Raw genomic sequence first — 17,983 nt, 5'->3', positions numbered from 1 at the left:
CGTGGTGCTGCCATGCTCTTCATCCTTCACAGGTTCGAGAGCCTCCGACAAACCCGGGGCGGTTCATAGATCCCCTCCGGGTGCCGCCACGACGACGCGCCGGGCTGCGCGATGAGTTGCTCGACGGTCACCTCCCGCAGATACTCGGCGTTCGCGTCGTCGGACGAGACGAAACCCACGCGTACCTCGTCCGCCGGGACGTCACCGTCCACCGGCGACTCGGTGCGCACCCGGTCGATCAAGGTGGCCACGTCCGGCGCATGCCACAGGTGTGCGCGAGCCACCGAGTGCAGTGGTCGGGTCGCGCCGAGCGAACCGGGTGCCTCCTCGAGTACGACGTGGAAGTTGGTGCCACCGAACCCCATCGCCGATGCGGCCGCACGCCGTACCGGCCGGTGGGGGTCACGAATCCACGGCCGGGTACGTGTGTTGACGTAGTAGGGGCTGTCGGCGGTGATCGCGGCGTTCGGTGCGGCAACGTTGATGGTTCCCGGCAACACCCGATGATGCAGTCCGAGAGCCAGTTTCATCACACTCGCGGTGCCCGCTGCCCCCTTGGTGTGGCCGATCTGCGATTTCACGCTTCCGACGGCGGCGAACCGGGTCTCCGACCCGTCGGCGAGAAGCTCGCCGAGAGCGGTGAGTTCGGTGCGGTCCCCGACCGCGGTTCCGGTGGCATGCGCCTCGAACAGCTCCACCGACGTCGGCGAGCATTCGGCATCGGCGTACGCGCGCCGCAATGCGACGAGTTGTCCCTCGGCGCGCGGGGCGTAGATGCTCTTGGACCGGCCGTCGCTGGAGGACCCCAGACCACGGATGACGGCGTAGATCCGGTTGCCATCGCGCTGCGCGTCGGACAGCCGGCGCAGCGCCAGCATGGTGATGCCCTCGCCGAGCAGGGTGCCGTCGGCGTTGTCGGAGAAGGGCTTGATCGCGTCGGTCTTCGACAGCGCGCCGACCTTGCTGAAACACATGTAGATGAAGATGGAGTTCTCGGTGTCGACGCCACCGGTGATCATGGTGTCCGCGCGTCCGTCGACCAATTCGGCCACCGCGGTACGGATCGCGGCGAGAGACGCAGCGCATGCGGCGTCGACGGTACAGTTCATTCCGCCGAGACCGAGCCGGTTGGCGATACGCCCGGCCACCACATTGGCGAGCAGCCCCGGGAACGAATTCTCCTCCCACGGCGCGAACGCCGCGGTGAACTTCTCGGCAAGACGATCGGCATCGTCGTCGGAGATCCCGCAACTACGCGCCACCTCTCTGAGCACCGGGGTGGACAACCGTGCGGCCAAGGGATGCATCAGCGGAACGGGCCCGGTGGTGCCGAGCACCACACCGGTACGGCTCGGGTCGTACCACTCGGAGCCGGGCGCGCCCGCATCGAGCAGAAGATCGCGCGCCACACCGAGACTCAGCGTTTGCATGGTGCTGGTGACCTCGAGCTGATTGGGGGGCAGCCCGAACTCCAACGGATCGAATGCAACATCCGGCAAGAAGGCCCCGCGTCGCGAATAGGTCTTGTCCGGAGCGGACGGATCGGCATCGAAGTAGTCGTCGAGGCTCCACCGTGAGTCCGGCACCTCGGTGGTGCAGTCGACGCCGTCGACGATGTTCTGCCAGTACTGGCCCAGATCGGCCGCCTGCGGCAACAGCCCGGACATACCGACGATGGCGATGGGATTGCGCGCGAGTCTGCGCTGGACATGACGATCGGTGTCGGCGCCGGTGGGCGCGCCGACATCGGCGGAAGGCACGGTGGTCACGGGTTCTCCTTGGCGAAAGTGAGTGCAGGTCAACGCGCGCACGCCGGGGCATGCGCGGTGCGGGTTGGTCAGGCGGCGACGATCGTGCCGGTACGCGCCGACACCGCCGCGACGGCCTGTTCGGCAAAGTCGGCGTGCCCGCGTGGGCTCGGATGCAGCCCATCGGGACTCCACATCTCCGCACGGGTCCACGCGCTGTCGGCGGCGAGATCGATCAACTCCGTACCGGTTGTCGCGGCGACACCGGCCAACAGATGATTGGCCTCGGCGAAGCGGGCACGCAGCAGGTCCCGGAATCGGTCGGGTACCGGCAGTCGCGCAGGAATATCCGGATAGTTGGCGGTGAACACCACAGCTCGCGTCGCGGCGAGGCGAGTGAAGATCGTCTGCAGGTTGTGTTCGAACCGTCGCGGGTCGTAGTCGCTGACGAGATCGTTGACACCCACCACCACCCCGACGACGGCGGCATGGGTGGCGAGTTGGCGCACCGCATGCCCGAGTTGCTCGTCGAGCACCGTGGTGGTGGTCGCCTGGTGGGCACCCAGGTTGAGCACACGCGATGCCGGTACCCCCAATTGCCCCGCGAATCTCGGGACCCAACCGTGGAAAAGGTTGCCGCGCAGATCTCCTCGCCCCTCGACGAAACTGTCGCCGAGGGTCACCACACCAGCGCCACTCATGCCGGCACCAGATGCCGGTCGGCCTCGGGCAGGTCCACCTCGCGGTACAGCTCCGCGAGTGCCTCCGGATCGAAGAACTCTTCCGCGGAGATCCCGCCACCGATGTGGCCGAAGAACTTCTTGGTGTACCGAGGACTGTGGCTGGCGGCGCGGAACACCGAGTCGTGGTACGGCGTCAGGGAGAGGTCGGAGATGGCGACGGTGAAATCGAAGCTGTGCACGCTCGCGGCATCACGTTCGAGTTCGTACGATTCGAGCGCCTCGGCCATCGGCCGCGCGCCACCGAAGCCCTCGGTGATCCGATCGGCGAGCAGTTCCGCGTTCTTGAACGCGTCGGTGATACCGAGACCGGTGAATGGATCCTTGTGGTAACCGGCGTCGCCGACCAACGCCCATCCGGGTCCGTGGGAACGACGGAAGTAGTTGTCGGGGTACAGCATCGGCCGGAAAGGCTCGGCTCGCTCACCGTTCTCGCGCAGTTGTTCGCCGTACACCGGGTCAACCGCATCGACGATCTCCTGCACACCGGCATCGGGATCGGCACGGAAGTCCCGGAATCGGTCGCGGCGGCGCATCACCGCGACCAGCGAGAGACCGTCGTTGGTGGGCCACGACCCGAACTGCTGCTCGCCGAATCCGGTCCGGTGCTGCATGCCCCAGTCCAGGCCGCTGTAGTAGGAGTAGAAGATGAAACATCCGGCAGGAGCGTGCTTGTACATCTGTGCGCCAACCAGTTTGGCCACGGTCGATCCCGCTCCGTCGGCGCCGATCACCAATGGCGCCCGGAACTCGACGGATCGCCCGTCACCGTCGCGGCCACGGATTCCGGCCACCGAGTCGTTCTCCTCGAGGAGGTCGGTGACGGTGAATCCCTCCATCACCTCCGCGCCGGAGCGTCGTGCCGCGTCGACGAGTATCTCGTCGAGAACGGTGCGACGCGGACAGTACACGGCGTCGATCCCGCTGATCGGGTCGGCGAAACCGGCGAGAGTGATGTCGGTGTAGGTGAAGTTGAGATGACGGACCGGCGGACATCCCGTGGCCACCAACGTATCCAGCAGATCCCAGTCACGCAGACGTGCCAGTCCGGCCTGGTGAATGTAATGGGTCGAGATCGTGTCGCTCGGAAAACGGGCCCGGTCGACCGCCAGCACGCGGAACCCACGGCGAGCGAGCAGCATCGCGAGGGGTGCACCTGCCGCCCGGGCGCCTACCACAATGACGTCATACATCGGAAAGTCCTTTCGCTGTTCGGTTTTGGTCGCCCTCGGCTCGTTCGGTCCAGGCCGGTAGGGTGATGCCCACAGCATGCCTCCGGCGGAATGGGCAGGCCCGGACGAACAACGCTTGCCCATCGCACCATTGCTGCGCTCTATCGTTCCCTCGGAGGACACCCGGTGGCCCCGACCACGGACGGTCAGGCCGTCCGTCCGGTGGCCGTCCCGTACAGGGCGTCGACGGCGTCGGAGTACGCGGCCTCGATCGCCGCCCGCCGAAGCTTGAGCGAGGACGTCAGCAGACCGGATTCCACGGTGAAATCACCGGGTACGACCAGAAAGCCACGGATCGCCTCGGCCCGCGACACCAACGAGTTGGCGTCGTCGACACCCTGCTGCAGCTCGACGCGCAGATCGTCGTCGTCGAGGCCCGGACCGCTGCCGGTGGCCGCGCACCAGCGTTCGTGCGCAGCGGTGTCGAGCGTGATCAAAGCGGTCACGAACGGTTTGCCGTCGCCGATCACGATGCAATTGCTGACGAGCCGATGCAGCCGGACCCGGTCCTCGAGGACCGTCGGTGCAACATTCTTGCCACCGGAGGTCACCAGGATTTCCTTGCGCCGACCCGTGATCTGCAGATAGCCATCATCGATTCGACCCAGATCACCTGTGTGCAACCACTTCTCGGAATCCACCATGTGCTGCACCGATGCCGACCCCCAATACCCGGGACTCACATTCGCGCCACGAACCAGCACCTCGCCGTCGTCGGCGATCGCCACCTCGGTGCCGGGGATCGGGCGACCCACCGTACCGATCCTGTTGGTCGACGGTGCGCTGACCGTGACAGCGGTGGCCGCCTCGGTCATGCCGTAACAGTTGAGTATCGTGACTCCGTGCTGCGCGAAGAATCGCGCCGTGGACTCGTCGAGCGAGGCACCTCCGGAGATCACGAAGCGCAAACGAGAACCCCATCGGTCGGTCGACGGGGTACCGTTGTCGGCCTTGCGCATCTTCTCCAGCGCATACGGTACGAGAGCGAGAAAATCGGGCCGAATCGAGTCGAGCCCGGCGATCAGTTGCGGAATTCCGGGAAACAGATGAGTCGAGGTGCCCGCGAGTAGACACGCGAACAGGATCGTCTGGCCGAATACGTGGGACAGCGGGAGGCCGAGTGCGGTCACGCCGTCGAAGATGCCCTCGGTCTGCTTGACGGTGTTTGCCGCGGAGGCATACATGTTTCGGTGTGTGATCATTGCGCCCTTGGGCGCGCCCGTGGTCCCGGAGGTGTAGACGATCATCGCGAGGTCGTCGGCGCGCACCGCACCGATCCGTTCGAGCAGTTCGGGATGCCGCGTGGGCTTCCAGGCGGAGACCTCGGCGAACAGCCACGGTTGCCCGGCGCCGGCAACCCTGAGCCGTTCGAGATCGTCGTCGGTCTCGCCGAAGAACGCGGTCGCCCCCGAGTCGGCAACGATGTGCGCGATCTGCGCTGCCGACGAAGTGGGGTAGATCGGCACGATCACGCCTCCGACAGCGAGCACCGCCAGATCGATGATCGCCCAGTCGAGTCCCGTGCGTCCCAGCACCGCAACCCGATCACCCGCTCCGACACCGCAATGCAACAGCGCGCTCGCGACGCGCTCCACGTCGGCAATCACTTCTGCGCGACTGTGACGACGCCGGCCGTCACCGAGTGACAGCTGATCCAGACCACGGCTGGACACCTTGGCGACCATCGGATACAACGAGCACGGGTCGGGTAATTCGAGTCCCGGGCCGAACGAAATAGGTTTCATACCACCGATTTTCGTCGTATCCCGACGGTGGGGCAACGGCCAAACAGCTACCGCGCGAACGAAATCGCCTATCGTCGTGGACGAATTCAGCCCACCATGCGGTGCTCTTCGGGACCGTTCACCTCGATGCAATCCAGAAAATGTGCCACTGCAGCGTTCGTCTCCTCCGCACGCCACACCGCATACAGGTCGAGCACCGGAACCGGATCGACCAGTTTCACCGCAACGGGGTCCGGTCCGGTGGCACCGAGCCCGACCGCAACAGCACGAGGCAACGACGCGAACCCCACGAGGGGTTTGGCGGTGACCATGTGGGCGGTGGCACCCGGATCGTCGGCCGACTGGGCGACGCTGACCTCGATGCCGCAATCCGCGGCCGCATTGAAGATCGCGTCGTACATCGCCGGGGTCTGGTCACGGCCGAACATCAAACACTGTTCGCCGGCCAGATCGGAGAAGCGGACCACCTTGCGGCCGGCCCAGCGGTGGCTGCGGCCGACGATGGCCACGATCGGGATGTTCGCAAGAAGTCGGCGGTGCCGGAAGTGCGCCCCGTGCGGACGCCCATAGGCCAGCGCCAGATCGAGCGACCGGTCCACGAGACCGGCGAGTTGGGGCCCGGTTCGCTTTTCCCACAGCGAGATCGAGATGTCGGGGTGCTCCCTGCTCATCCGTGCCATCGCGTACGGGAGGATGTAGCGACCCGCGGGCATGTTGTAGCCGACGTTCAACGAGCCGCACAGTCCGGCCGCGGTCGACTGCGCCGAGCTGGCCGCCTGCTCCATCTGCCGCATGATGAGTCGCGCGTGCGCCTCGAAGTCCTCGCCCGCGGAGGTCAGTCGGACCTCGTGCGAGTTTCGAACGACGAGCTGCACCCCCAGAGACTTCTCCAGTTTCTGGAGCTGAGCGCTCAGTGAGGGTTGCGTGAGATGAAGGCGCGCTGCCGCTTTGCCGAAGTGGAGTTCTTCGGCGATGGCGATGAACGAGGCCAGGTGTCTGAACTCCACGATGCCACCCCTCACGTGTCCGGAGTCGATTCGGATCAACCGTAGCGAGAGGTAGTAACGTGCGGTGAACAGCAGGCCACAACAGCTGGTGGATATCGCGTGGTTCAGGTCACATGACCACGCGCTCCCGATACCGCCCGAGCGTGTCTGCGTCGACGCCACAGGCAGCCAGGTAGCCCGCCGGATCACCATGTGCGGCGATCATCGCCTCGTCGGCCGCACGCAGATAGTCGGTGCGCACACCCAGATAATCGGCGGGGATGTCCGCGTCGGGATACCGGCGCGCGAGCATCGCCCGCAGATCCTCGACCGCGTCATTACTGCGCAGGTAGTCGGATTCGATGGCGTCCTCGACGACACCCGCTGCACGCAATGCGGCAGCCACCGCCCACCCGGTGCGGTCCTTGCCCGCCGAACAGTGCACCAGGACAGTTCGTCCGAGCGCGACCGATCCGATGATCGTTCGGATCGCCCGCCCGGCCCCCTCGAGTGTCGGGTATGTGCCGTAGACCTCGATCAGGTGCTCGCGCGCAGCATCGGCCGAGAAGGTCCGCGACGACGTCGGGATGACCGGATTCTGATGGAACGGCAGAACCAGCCCCTCGATGTGATCGGGCAGCGCGTCGGCGCCCTCTGCCTCACACTCTCGGCCCGACCGCAGGTCGATGACCGTGTCGACGCCGAGACTGTCCAACGCTGCCCGGCCGGCGTCGTCGAGCCGGCCGAGATGCGCCGAGCGGAACAACAGTCCGCCATTGACCGTGCGGCCGTCAGCGGTGGGCAGACCCCCGACGTCGCGCACGTTGAAGGAACCGGGCAGCTCGATCCGACCGGGAGAAGAAACCGTCATGAACTCACGCTAAGGCATGCGCCGCGGGCTGTCGTTCCGGCGTCCTGCGCCGACACCCGAGTCGGTCAGCACCACGCGAAAGACGAAGGCCGCCTCCGGCCCGAGGACCCCACCGACGAGGTCGGTGAGGGTGACCACGAAACCCCGGCCATGCGCCGGTCCGGTCGCGTCGTCGAGGTGATGTGCCACCTCGTGCAGGATGACCAATTCCCGGAGCGCCCAGCGCCCTTCCCGGGAGTCCGGGATGGCGATCTCACCGATGTCGCGCCGGTATTCCGCCGCCCGGTATCCTCCCCTGGCCCGGACCGTCACCGGCTCCGATGCGCGCGGAAAGCGTTGTCGCACCGAGTTCATCGCCAACACCCGCTCGACGTAGGAGCGCACCGACTCCACCGAGGAGAACAGCGCCTCGGCGGGCAGGGTCAGCTCGGTGCCGGCGATCTGCACGGTTCGGGCCGAGCCCACCCGATCGAACATCCGGTGCACCAGCCGCTCGGCCTCATACAGTCGGGACCGACCCGAATCACGCGCAGTCATCGACTCGATGCTAACCGGACCCCCGCACGCCGACGGTTACGATCTCCACAGCCACGACATGAGGGAGGACGGCCGATGAAGCCAGGGGTGTCCGGCCGCGACGAGCGATGGCGTGGGCGTGCCGGCGACCTCACCGATCGGGCCCTCGCACTGCCCGGCGCGTCGGTGATCCTGCGGATCACGCGCGAGCTGGCGACGGCGAGCCTGTCGGATCGGTCGATGACGCTGTCGGCGCAGGCGTTCACGTCGGTGCTGCCGATCGTCATCCTGCTGACCACCCTGCCGGTCGGGCGCACCTATCTCGACGAAGCCCTGAACAACCTGGGCGTCAACCCCACTCGCCTCGATGCTTCTCTGTCGACCTCGACGACCACCGCATTCGGTGTCATCGGCGCGCTGATGACGATCGCCGGTGCGACGTCGCTGGCCCGGGCTCTGGGGCGGATGTACATGCAAACCTTCCGGGTGAACAAACTCTCGTGGCGTGGCTGGTGGCGGTGGGTCGCGGTGATCTTCCTCATTCCGGTCGCGGTGATGGTGCAGGGTCTGATCACCCCGCTCGGCGACATCAGCATCTTCGGAGTCCGTTATCACGGTGTCGGGCCGCTCGGTCTGACGATCGTGGTCCTCGCCAGCTTCGTGACGTGGTGGGCGCTGTGGACCGTGGTGCCGCGCCTGATGGTGTCGCATCAGGTGCCGATGCGTCTGCTCGCGGTCAACGGCGCCCTCACCGGCGCGCTGATCACGGTGTACCTCATCGGCAGCCGAATCGTGTTGCCCGAGACCGTCCCCGCAACAGTCAATCGGTTCGGCACGCTGGGCATGGTGTTCCTCGCGATCAGTTGGCTGTATTTCTACGCCGCGATCCTCGTCGTGAGCGCCACCGTCGTGCACGCCGTCGCGACCGACGACGGCGTCTGGGGCAGACGCGTCGGAACGTTCACCGGAGTCCCCGTCCCCGTGCCCGTGCCACCGAGCCCCTTCGCCCTGCCCGATCAGCCGGCGGCAGCCGACGATCGACATCCGTGACGCGTCATCGTTCGAGAGCTCCTCGGGGTGCCCCGAATTCGGGGTCGGCGCCGATCTTGGCGCGCCGTCCCGCTCGGTCTCCGGCGCGCCGAGCGCCCTCGGAGTATCCGGCCGAGGCACTCGTGGGACGCCACGTGCCGCGCGCCTGGGACGCACTCTTGTAGAAGTCGGTGACCTCGATCTCCTTGTTACGCAACACGATGGCCGTCGACGTCGACGGTCGGCCGTCACCCGGGGGCGTCGACTCCGCGTCGGCGGCGATCGCCTCCTGTCGCTGTTCGTCACGCGCCTGCGCCAACCTGACGCCGATCCGCTCGGCGAACGCCGACTGGAAATTGAGCCGCGCGGTGATGGGGGCCAAGGGCTTTCGCTCCACCACCTTCCGCGTGTGCCAGCCCTGACCGCGCCGCACCACCCGGGCCGACGTCTCGTTGCGGTAGTCGCCCGAGCGGAGGTAGGCATCACTGGCCGTCACCATCTGCACCACCAGGGACGTATACAGGGCCTCACACGTGTCGATGTCGGATTCGAAACCGTACGCGAGGACGAACGTCGAGTTGCCGGCGACGTCTACGGTGACATCGTTGGCCCGCGCGATCGCCACGAACAACTGCACGTAGGTCTTCAGTCCGCGTTTGCCGGTCTCGCCGATGGCGATCTGCCGCGAGATCGGGGTCGTGGTTCGGGCGGCCGGGTCGTGGGCCCGCGCCAGCGCCAGGTCGATCGCCGAGGCGGTGGCCAGCCGCTGTGCGGCAGCCATGAACGTCTCGGCCTCGTGTGGGTTGTCGGTGTTCTCCGCCTGCCGCAGGAGCCCCGCGATTCGGGTGAGCAGTTTGTCGTCGCGCATATGAATCAGACTATTTCGACGGCCGATCGGTTCCACTCGGCGCCGAGTTTTTTCGGTCGAGTCGGTCACCCATCGACTTTCCCAGTAGGAAAGTGGAAACTACTTTCCAGGCAGGAAACCCATGAGCGAAAGTAGGCCGCCATGTCCGACATCACTCCCGAGCAGGCACGAGCTGCACTCACCGACGTCGATTCCGCTCGTCGGCGCGTCGCCGACGAGGTCGGCCTGCCGCAGATCTATTGGTCGATCATGGGACTCGGATGGATCGTCCTCGGCATCCTGACCGACTTCTCCCCGGTGTGGGTAGCCACCGTCGCCACCGTGGCCTTCGCCGTGGGACACTCCATCGCCGCCTCCCGCCTGCTCGACGGCCGACGCGCGCGACGCACCGTGCAACTGCGCCGCTCCGTCACCGACCGCCGCATTCCGCTGATCGTCATCGCCATCCTGCTCGTCGCCGTGGCATGCACCATCGGCCTCGGATTCGGCCTCGACGCCGACGGCGCCACCCATGCCGCCACCTGGGCCGCGGTGATCGTCGGTGCCGCAATCGGCTTCGGCGGCAACACCATCTTCACCACGATCCGTCACCGGGTGTTGCCGTGACCGTGCCACGCTTCGACGAGATCATCCACCCCAGCACCCGACTGTCCCTCGTCGCGACCCTCGCGGCCACCGACTGGGCCGAGTTCTCCTACCTGAAAGAGCGTCTGGCACTGTCAGATTCGGCACTGTCCAAACAACTCACCACTCTCGAGTCAGCCGGTTACGTCAGCACCGAGCGACCGTCGACGGGGCGACGCCGTACTGTGCGCGCCCGGCTCACCCCGACCGGACGCGAGGCGTTCGACGGGCACGTCGCCGCACTCCGCGCAATCGTCGACCAGCCGCGTGCCGACTCCCTCGCCGAACCCGACAGGTGAGTCTCCCCCATAAACGGCAAATCGGATCTATCGGATATCGGGCAGCGGTACTCGACTCCCGGGCTTATCGTCTGCACTGATCACCAGTGCAGCAACGGCGCTTCACCTCTCGGCCGAGACGATGGAGGCGCGCCATGCCCGAAGGGCACGAAATTCTCAACGAGGACGAGGCCCACCTCGCCCGGCTCGGCTACACCCAGGAGCTGCACCGTTCGTGGTCGGGCTTTTCCAACTTCGCGATCTCGTTCTCCATCATCTCGATCCTGTCCGGATGTTTCACCTCGTTCGGGTTGGGCTGGAACAACGGCGGCCCCGCGGCGATCGCATGGGGCTGGCCCATCGTGTCGGTGTTCATCCTGCTCATCGGCTTCTGCATGGCCGAACTCGTCTCGGCGTATCCGACCTCCGGCGGAATCTATTGGTGGGCGTCCAAACTCGGCGGCTCCAAGGCCGGCTTCTACACCGGTTGGCTCAACCTCATCGGTCTGGTCGCCATCCTCGCCTCGGTGGCCTACGGCGCAGCGACCTTCGTCGACCTCACCATCGGCACATTCAGCGAATCATGGTTGGCCGGTTACAGTCTCACCCGGGTGTTCATCATCTTCGTCATCATTCTCATCGCCGCGGCACTGATCAACATCTTCTCCGGGCATCTGCTGTCGATGATCAACAACGTGTCGGTGTGGTGGCACGTCTTCGGTGCCGCGGCAGTGATTCTCATCCTCTTCCTGGTGCCGGATCAGCACGCGTCGTTCTCCGACGTGTTCGCCCGCACCGTCAACAATTCCGGGATCTTCGGCGGTGCCACCTCACACGCCGGATTCATCCTGTACGTCCTGCCGATCTCGGCGATCCTGACGCAGTACACGATCACCGGCTACGACGCGTCGGCCCACATCTCCGAGGAGACCAAGGGCGCCGCCGGTGCTGCGGCCAAAGGCATCTGGCGCTCGATCGCCTATTCGGCGATCGGCGGCTGGATTCTGTTGCTCAGCTTTCTCTTCGCGGTACAGGACGCCGACGGGGTGTCCAAGAGCGGCGGCGCGGTGGCGACGATCTTCACCCAGGCCCTCACCTCCCGGTGGGCGGGTGTGGTGTTGCTGATCTCCACCGCGGGCCAGTTGTTCTGCACGGCCGCCTGCCAGACGAGTGCGTCGCGGATGATGTTCGCCTTCAGCCGCGACGGCGCCGTTCCCGGCCACCGGATCTGGAAGCAGGTGAACGCCAAGGGGATTCCCGCATACGCCGTCATCGTGACCGCCGCGGTGGCCGCGATCATCACACTTCCGGCCCTCGTCGCCGTCGACATCAACGGTGCACCGGTCCCGGTCGCGTTCTTCGCGGTGGTCTCGATCGGCGTCGTCGGGCTGTATCTGTGTTTCGCGGTGCCCATCTATTTCCGTTGGCGCGCAGGTGATTCCTTCGAATCCGGTTCGTGGACACTGGGCTCGAAGTACAAGTGGATCGCCCCGCTGGCACTCGCCGAGATCGCGTTGACCTCGATCATCGCCATGTTCCCGACGTCGTTGGGCGGCATGCCGTGGGATCCGGGATTCGCATGGAAGTACGTCAACTACACGCCGCTGCTGGTCGGCGGCGCCCTCGTCGCGCTGTACGTGTACTGGCACCTGTCGGTCAAGAAGTGGTTCACCGGACCGGTGACACAGGTCACCGCCGATCCGGTCCTCCTGCAGGAGACCTGACCGGGCCACCCGCCCCGACAATCCGGGCGCCCGGCCCGGGTGCCGACCGTCGGTCGTCACCGCACCAGTAACGTCGTGGCCGAGACAGGATGCGACGACGGGAGCACGACATGGGGTCGATGACGATACGGCGTGCGGTGGCCGTGCTGGCGATCTGCTGCGGCGCCCTGCTACCCGCGGCGTGCGCGCGCCCCGACGACCCGACGGGCGCCGACACCGCCTCGCGCAGTGTCGACAACAACGTCAATCCCCGCACGCTCACCAACACCGCCGACGAGGTGTCGAGGCAGGGTCTACCCGTCACCAATCAGCACATCGTGACCGCACAGGTCTGCCCGAGCGCGGGGTGTACCTCAGCGCTCGCGACCGATCAGTTCACCCTGATGCAGTTCCAGACCACCGGGCGCGCGGAGATCTATCTCGGCGCGCACCTGCAGTCGTTCCAGGTCCTCAACGTCGTCGTCGACTTCCCGGCCGGCACCTCCGCCGACCAGCAGAAGCGCTACCAGAACGCCATCCAGACCGCGCTCGCCTGAGCGTGGCAGGGCCGTTGCCGATCGGCGACCGTCACAAACCGAACTGCTTCTGCATGTTCCGCAGGGTGTCCGCCGAGGCCATCAGACCCGCACGCTCGGTGTCGTCGACACTGACGTCGAGGCGCTGCGCACATCCGGTGCGATCCACCAGCGACGGCAGCGACAGGCACACGTCGTCGAGGCCCTCGAACCCGGTCGCCAGCGTCGACACCGGCAGCACCCGGTGTTCGTTGTTGAGTACCGCCTCCACGATGCGGGTGGTCGCCAGGCCGATCGCGTAGTTGGTGGCACCCTTGCCGTCGATGATCTTGTACGCGGCGTGCACCACCTCGTGCGCGATGCGCCGGCGCACCTCCTCATCGATCGGCTCGTAGCCCGGTAGCGGCTTCCATTCCCTCAGCGGGACGCCACCGATGGCCGCCGAACTCCACAGGGGGATCTCCGAATCGCCGTGCTCGCCGGCGATGTAGGCGTGCACGTTCTGCACGGCCACTCCGGCGTGCTGGGCGATGAGGAACCGCAGGCGCGACGAGTCCAGTACCGTGCCCGACCCGAACAACTGATTGTTGGGCAGCCCACTGATCTTCAGGGCCGCATTGGTGACGATGTCGACCGGATTGGTCACCATGATGAACACCGCGTTCGGCGCGGCCTCCACGGCCTTGGGCAGGATCGCCCGCGTCAGACCGATGGTCGCCTCGGCGAGTTCGAGCCGCGACTGTCCGGGCTTCTGCTTCGCGCCCGCGGTGAACACCACGACGTCGGAGTCGGCGACGACGTCCATGGTGTCGCCGCCGATGATGTCGGTGCGCGGGACGAATTCGAGTCCGTGCGACATGTCGAGAACCTCGGCCTCGACCTTTGCGGTGTTGATGTCCATCAGCGCGATGGTGCGTGCCACGCCGCGGATCAACGACGCGTAGGCGACCGCCGTCCCCACCGCGCCTGCCCCGATGACCGCCAGCTTGGTACCTCGTGTGTTCATCACTACCTCCGCGTCGATCGGGCCCATACGTGTCCAGTCCTATCCCATCGGTCCCGACGCCGCCGTGCAACGACCACACCCGTCATCGGCTCTTCACCTCGTCGGCAGGTCGCCCACCCACGACGACGGGCTCGCCCTGTCCGACCGGACAGTTCCCCACTCACCTGCTGGACTGAACATCTGATTATATGTTCAGGTGTTCTTGTGTGAGGTGTGATGCCGACGACATCCTCGAAGTGTCACCCCACAGCGATGCAAGGAGATCGACCGTCATGGCCATCGAGCTGAACCAGATCTGGGACTTCCCGATCAAGGATTTCCATCCCTTCCCCAACGCGAAACTCGGTGTCGGCGCGCACGACATGCTCGGAGTCGAGGCCAAGAACCTCGGCATGAGCCGTGTCCTGCTGATGACCACCGGTCTGCGCGGGTCGGGGATCATCGAAGAGCTCGTCGGCAAGATCGAATACCAAGGTGTCGACGTCGTTCTCTACGACAAGGTCGAGTCGAACCCCAAGGACTACAACTGCATGGACGCCGCGGCGCTCTATCAGAGCGAGAAGTGCGACGGCATCATCTCCGTCGGCGGCGGCTCGAGTCACGATGCCGCCAAGGGCGCCCGAATGGTCATCGCGCACGACGGGCGCAACATCAACGAGTTCGAGGGCTTCTCGAAGGCCACCAACAAGGAGAACCCCAAGCACATCGCGATCTCCACCACCGCGGGCACCGGGTCGGAGACCTCGTGGGCGTATGTCATCACCGACACCTCCGACATGAACAAGCCGCACAAGTGGGTGGCCTTCGACGACACCTGCCTGGTCGATCTGGCCATGGACGACCCGCTGCTCTACTACAGCTGCCCCGAGCACTTCACCGCGTTCTGCGGTTTCGACGTGCTGGCACACGCCTCCGAGCCGTACGTCTCGCGGCTGGACTTCGCGCCATCACTGGGCAACGCCAAGTACTCCATCGAGCTCATCCGCGATCACCTGCGCACCGCCGTCTACGAGCCCCGCAATCTCGAAGCGCGGACCGGCATGATGCACGCGCAATACATTGCGGCACAGGCGTTCAACTCCGGCGGTCTTGGGCTGATCCATTCGCTCTCACATGCGGTTTCGGCGTTCTACGACAGCCACCACGGACTCAACAACGCGATCGCGTTGCCACGCGTCTGGGAGTACAACCTGCCGAGTCGCTACGAGCGTTACGCCGACATCGCCGCGCTGCTCGGCGTCGACACCACCAACATGACCACGGTGCAGGCCGCCGACGCCGCCGTCGAAGAGGCCATCCGGCTCTCCAAAGACCTTGGCATCCCGGACAATTTCGGCCAACTCAGCGTCGGCAGCTACGAGAAGAACCGGATGAACACCGGCAAGTACGAGGGTCGCGGCGACACGATGGACACCTCCGACAAGCAGATCCGGGCGATCGCCGAGCACATGATGGACGACTGGTGCACACCCGGCAACCCGCGCGAGTGCACCGTCGAGTCGCTGATCCCGATGGTCACCCACGCCATGACGGGGAGCTACTGACCGTCGGTCGCCGGCCACACAGACCGGGAGCCTGAGCAACTCCCGCACCGTGGGTCGGCCCGGGCGGGGACGAGACCTGTCCCCTCGCCCGGGCCGACCCGCACCTCGCCCGCACGCCCTACCGAGCCGACCCACGAAGCTGATCGACGAACCCGATCCACGAAGAGGAGTCATGTCCGAACCCTCGGCCCTGCCCACCACACCGGTCTCCCTCGACACCGTCGAGGAACTCGCGGTCGACTCCGTCGAGGAACTCGCTTTCGACACCGTCGACGATCTCATCCGTGGACTCGACGAGCAGGGCTACGTCATCGATTCCGATCTCGCGGTGGTGGTCCATCTCGCAACACTGCTGGACCGACCGTTGCTTCTCGAGGGACCTGCCGGCGTCGGCAAGACCGAACTCGCGAAAGCCCTTGCCGCAGCGTCTGGTCGGGACCTGATCCGGCTACAGTGTTATGAGGGACTCGACGAGGCCCGGGCACTCTACGAATGGGACTATGCCCGGCAGCTGTTACATGTGCAGATGTTGCGCGACCGCATCAGCGCCGAACTGGCCGCCGAACCCGATCTGTCGGCCGCCTCGGCGGCGTTGACCCGCACCGACATCGGCGTGTACACCGTGGACTTCCTCGTCGCCCGCCCGCTGCTCGCCGCGATCCGGTCGGCAACACCGATGGTGTTGCTCGTCGATGAGGTCGACCGGACCGACGAGGCGATGGAGGCGGTCATGCTCGAGGTCCTCGCCGAACGACAGGTGACGGTCCCCGAACTCGGCACCTTCACCTCACGCTCCTCGCCGTGGGTGATCTTGACCTCCAACGACACTCGCGAACTCTCGCCCGCTCTCAAACGCCGATGCCTGCACTTTCAGGTCGGCTATCCCGACGTGGCCCGCGAATGCCGCATCGTCGGTGTGCGCGCACCCGACGTCGAGCAATCGGTGATCGCCGAGGTCGTCGATCTCGCACGCCGCCTGCGTGACCTCCCACTGCGCAAGAGCCCCTCCATCGCCGAGGTCATCGACGCCGCGCGGGCCGCGTCGCTGCTCGGCAGCACCGGTGACGACAACCGAGCTGTCGCCGATCGCGCACTCCTGTCGTTACTGGTCAAATTCGGCAGCGACCTCGAACTCGCTCGACGAGAACTGGATTCCCCGTCGGGTGAGAACTCCGATCACGCAGAGGTGCGTACCGACGGAGCCGCGGCATCCGGGTCGGTCACGGCCACTGCATTCGGCGCCGGACGTGCCCGCAGTTCCACGCGCCAGACATCCCAGCGCCAGACGTCCTCGCGCCAGTCTTCCCAGCACCAGTCTTCTCAGCGCCAGTCTTCTCAGCGCCCCTGACCGGCCGACGACAATGGTTTCCCCGCAACGGCATCCGCGAGTTCCGGCCGGTCCGCGCGATGACATGCTGGATCGGCTGGCGGTCCTGTTCGGCCGCGTCCTGCGCGGATCCGGGGTCGCAGTCTCACCGGCCGAGGTCATCGAGATCCGTCGAGTACTCGATATCGTCGGCGGTGACACCGATCGCCTCCGCGCGGCACTGCGCTCGGTCAGCGTCAAATACGGTTACGAGACAGAAGGATTCGATCGCGCCTTCGACGCCTTCTTCGGCAGCTGGCCGCTCGACGCCGGAGACGAAGCGCTCCCCCGACCGCGTGGCGCCGCCGCCGACCTGCCCGACGACGTCGAGTGGGATGAGGACTTCGCCGGAGCCGGCCGGCGGATCGGGGCGGACGAGCACACCGACGACATCGGCGATCTCCTCGTCGACGACCCCGACGCCCGACAACGCCACGGTGAGAGCGCGCACCGCGAGGAGAACGACTTCACCGTGTCGGGGGGTACCGAATCACTGGGCGTCGACCAGGATTCCGCGTCCGTCTCGGGTGGGGTCACCTACACCATCGAGGTGGATGAGGCTGATTCGTCGAGCGTCGGTGAACTCGTCGGGAGTGCCGCACGGGTACATGGCAGCCCGCTGGGAGTCGCCGGCGCGCAGGCGATCCTCGACGCCCTCGCCGATTTCGACGCACGACGCGCCTATGGTACCGACGGTGCCGACGGCCTCGACGCAGCTGCACGCGCCGAGTTGGAGCGGGCACTCGAGGTGTTTGTCGACGCCCTGGCGGCGCGACTGGACCTGGCGGCGCGATCGGGTGTCGATGTCGATTCCGCCGATTCGCCCACTGGTCCCCTGTGGTCGGATCAAGCCGACATCGATCGGGCCTGTCATCGGCTCGTCCAACGTATGCGTGGCGCGCCCCGGAAACTTGTTCGACGCACCGATCACGGTGGCCTCGACATGCGTCGCACCATGCGTGCGGCTGTGGCCACCGATGGTGTGCCGGTGCAACTCTGGCGGCGCACGACCCACGCCGGGCCCGTCCGTCTGCTCTTGCTGGTGGATGTCTCGTTGTCGGTGCGACCGGTGGCGGGGTTTCTGTTGCGGCTCGCGCAGACCCTGCATCGTCACGGCGAGCGCTGCGAGGTCATCGCTTTCGTCGACCGGCCGGTGCGGGTCACTGACGCCCTGCGCCGCAGCAACGACGA

At 66.2% G+C, this 17,983-nt stretch carries 17 protein-coding genes; 8 read left to right on the top strand and 9 right to left on the bottom strand.

Annotated features, from left to right (window positions below; translation table 11 throughout):
* Nucleotides 1–26: 26 nt before the first annotated feature.
* From B1964_RS04160 to B1964_RS04130, 7 genes are all read right to left on the bottom strand, one after another.
* Nucleotides 27–1,769 (bottom strand): beta-ketoacyl synthase N-terminal-like domain-containing protein, encoded by a 1,743-nt coding sequence (locus tag B1964_RS04160; protein WP_253193879.1) that lies wholly within the window; start codon nucleotides 1,767–1,769, stop codon nucleotides 27–29.
* 68 nt (nucleotides 1,770–1,837) lie between these two features.
* Nucleotides 1,838–2,449, bottom strand: a complete 612-nt coding sequence (locus B1964_RS04155; protein WP_079928959.1) for a GDSL-type esterase/lipase family protein — start codon at nucleotides 2,447–2,449, stop codon at nucleotides 1,838–1,840.
* Nucleotides 2,446–3,681, bottom strand: a complete 1,236-nt coding sequence (locus tag B1964_RS04150; protein ID WP_079928958.1) for an NAD(P)/FAD-dependent oxidoreductase — start codon at nucleotides 3,679–3,681, stop codon at nucleotides 2,446–2,448. The genes B1964_RS04155 and B1964_RS04150 overlap by 4 nt, the downstream gene beginning before the upstream one ends.
* Before the next feature lie 185 nt (nucleotides 3,682–3,866).
* Nucleotides 3,867–5,465: a long-chain fatty acid--CoA ligase gene (locus B1964_RS04145; RefSeq protein ID WP_079928957.1), complete on the bottom strand. Its 1,599-nt coding sequence runs from the start codon at nucleotides 5,463–5,465 to the stop codon at nucleotides 3,867–3,869.
* 86 nt (nucleotides 5,466–5,551) lie between these two features.
* On the bottom strand, nucleotides 5,552–6,472 hold the full coding sequence (locus B1964_RS04140) for a LysR family transcriptional regulator (RefSeq protein WP_079928961.1): 921 nt from the start codon (nucleotides 6,470–6,472) through the stop codon (nucleotides 5,552–5,554).
* A 109-nt stretch (nucleotides 6,473–6,581) separates the two neighbouring features.
* Nucleotides 6,582–7,322: a tyrosine-protein phosphatase gene (locus B1964_RS04135; RefSeq protein ID WP_079928956.1), complete on the bottom strand. Its 741-nt coding sequence runs from the start codon at nucleotides 7,320–7,322 to the stop codon at nucleotides 6,582–6,584.
* A 9-nt stretch (nucleotides 7,323–7,331) separates the two neighbouring features.
* Nucleotides 7,332–7,859 carry a TIGR04338 family metallohydrolase gene (locus B1964_RS04130; protein ID WP_079928955.1) on the bottom strand — a complete coding sequence of 176 codons (528 nt, stop codon included), beginning with the start codon at nucleotides 7,857–7,859 and terminating at the stop codon, nucleotides 7,332–7,334.
* Between the two features lie 75 nt (nucleotides 7,860–7,934).
* Here B1964_RS04130 and B1964_RS04125 point away from each other — a divergent pair, with 75 nt between their 5' ends.
* A complete protein-coding gene (locus B1964_RS04125; protein WP_079928954.1) occupies nucleotides 7,935–8,888 on the top strand; it encodes a hypothetical protein in 954 nt (317 codons plus the stop codon).
* 4 nt (nucleotides 8,889–8,892) lie between these two features.
* Here B1964_RS04125 and B1964_RS04120 read toward each other — a convergent pair whose 3' ends face one another.
* On the bottom strand, nucleotides 8,893–9,735 hold the full coding sequence (locus tag B1964_RS04120) for a DUF2786 domain-containing protein (RefSeq protein WP_079928953.1): 843 nt from the start codon (nucleotides 9,733–9,735) through the stop codon (nucleotides 8,893–8,895).
* A gap of 141 nt (nucleotides 9,736–9,876) precedes the next feature.
* Here B1964_RS04120 and B1964_RS04115 point away from each other — a divergent pair, with 141 nt between their 5' ends.
* From B1964_RS04115 to B1964_RS04100, 4 genes are all read left to right on the top strand, one after another.
* A complete protein-coding gene (locus tag B1964_RS04115) occupies nucleotides 9,877–10,341 on the top strand; it encodes a hypothetical protein (RefSeq protein WP_079928952.1) in 465 nt (154 codons plus the stop codon).
* Nucleotides 10,338–10,658, top strand: a complete 321-nt coding sequence (locus tag B1964_RS04110) for a transcriptional regulator (protein WP_079928951.1) — start codon at nucleotides 10,338–10,340, stop codon at nucleotides 10,656–10,658. Before B1964_RS04115 ends, B1964_RS04110 begins: the two co-directional genes overlap by 4 nt.
* A 134-nt stretch (nucleotides 10,659–10,792) precedes the next feature.
* The gene (locus B1964_RS04105; protein ID WP_079928950.1) at nucleotides 10,793–12,361 is read left to right on the top strand and encodes an amino acid permease; all 1,569 of its coding nucleotides are present in this window, start codon (nucleotides 10,793–10,795) and stop codon (nucleotides 12,359–12,361) included.
* A 119-nt stretch (nucleotides 12,362–12,480) separates the two neighbouring features.
* Entirely contained in the window at nucleotides 12,481–12,897 is a 417-nt protein-coding gene (locus tag B1964_RS04100) for a hypothetical protein (RefSeq protein WP_231386606.1), read from the top strand.
* Nucleotides 12,898–12,928: 31 nt separating this feature from the next.
* Here B1964_RS04100 and B1964_RS04095 read toward each other — a convergent pair whose 3' ends face one another.
* Nucleotides 12,929–13,882, bottom strand: a complete 954-nt coding sequence (locus B1964_RS04095) for an L-lactate dehydrogenase (RefSeq protein WP_043457263.1) — start codon at nucleotides 13,880–13,882, stop codon at nucleotides 12,929–12,931.
* 272 nt (nucleotides 13,883–14,154) lie between these two features.
* On the opposite strand from B1964_RS04095, the gene mdo reads away from it, so the two are divergent.
* The 3 genes from mdo to B1964_RS04080 all read left to right on the top strand — a co-directional run.
* Entirely contained in the window at nucleotides 14,155–15,426 is a 1,272-nt protein-coding gene (gene mdo, locus B1964_RS04090) for an NDMA-dependent methanol dehydrogenase (protein ID WP_079928949.1), read from the top strand.
* Nucleotides 15,427–15,598: 172 nt separating this feature from the next.
* On the top strand, nucleotides 15,599–16,774 hold the full coding sequence (locus B1964_RS04085) for a MoxR family ATPase (RefSeq protein WP_079928948.1): 1,176 nt from the start codon (nucleotides 15,599–15,601) through the stop codon (nucleotides 16,772–16,774).
* A gap of 13 nt (nucleotides 16,775–16,787) precedes the next feature.
* The coding region (locus tag B1964_RS04080; protein ID WP_079928960.1) for a VWA domain-containing protein at nucleotides 16,788–17,983 on the top strand (1,196 nt) is incomplete at its 3' end.

Source organism: Gordonia sp. i37, from assembly GCF_002043085.1.
GTDB classification, from domain to species: Bacteria; Actinomycetota; Actinomycetes; order Mycobacteriales; family Mycobacteriaceae; genus Gordonia; species Gordonia polyisoprenivorans.
The sequence above is the reverse complement of the archived record's forward strand: the minus strand, read 5'-3'. Positions and strand labels throughout refer to the sequence as shown.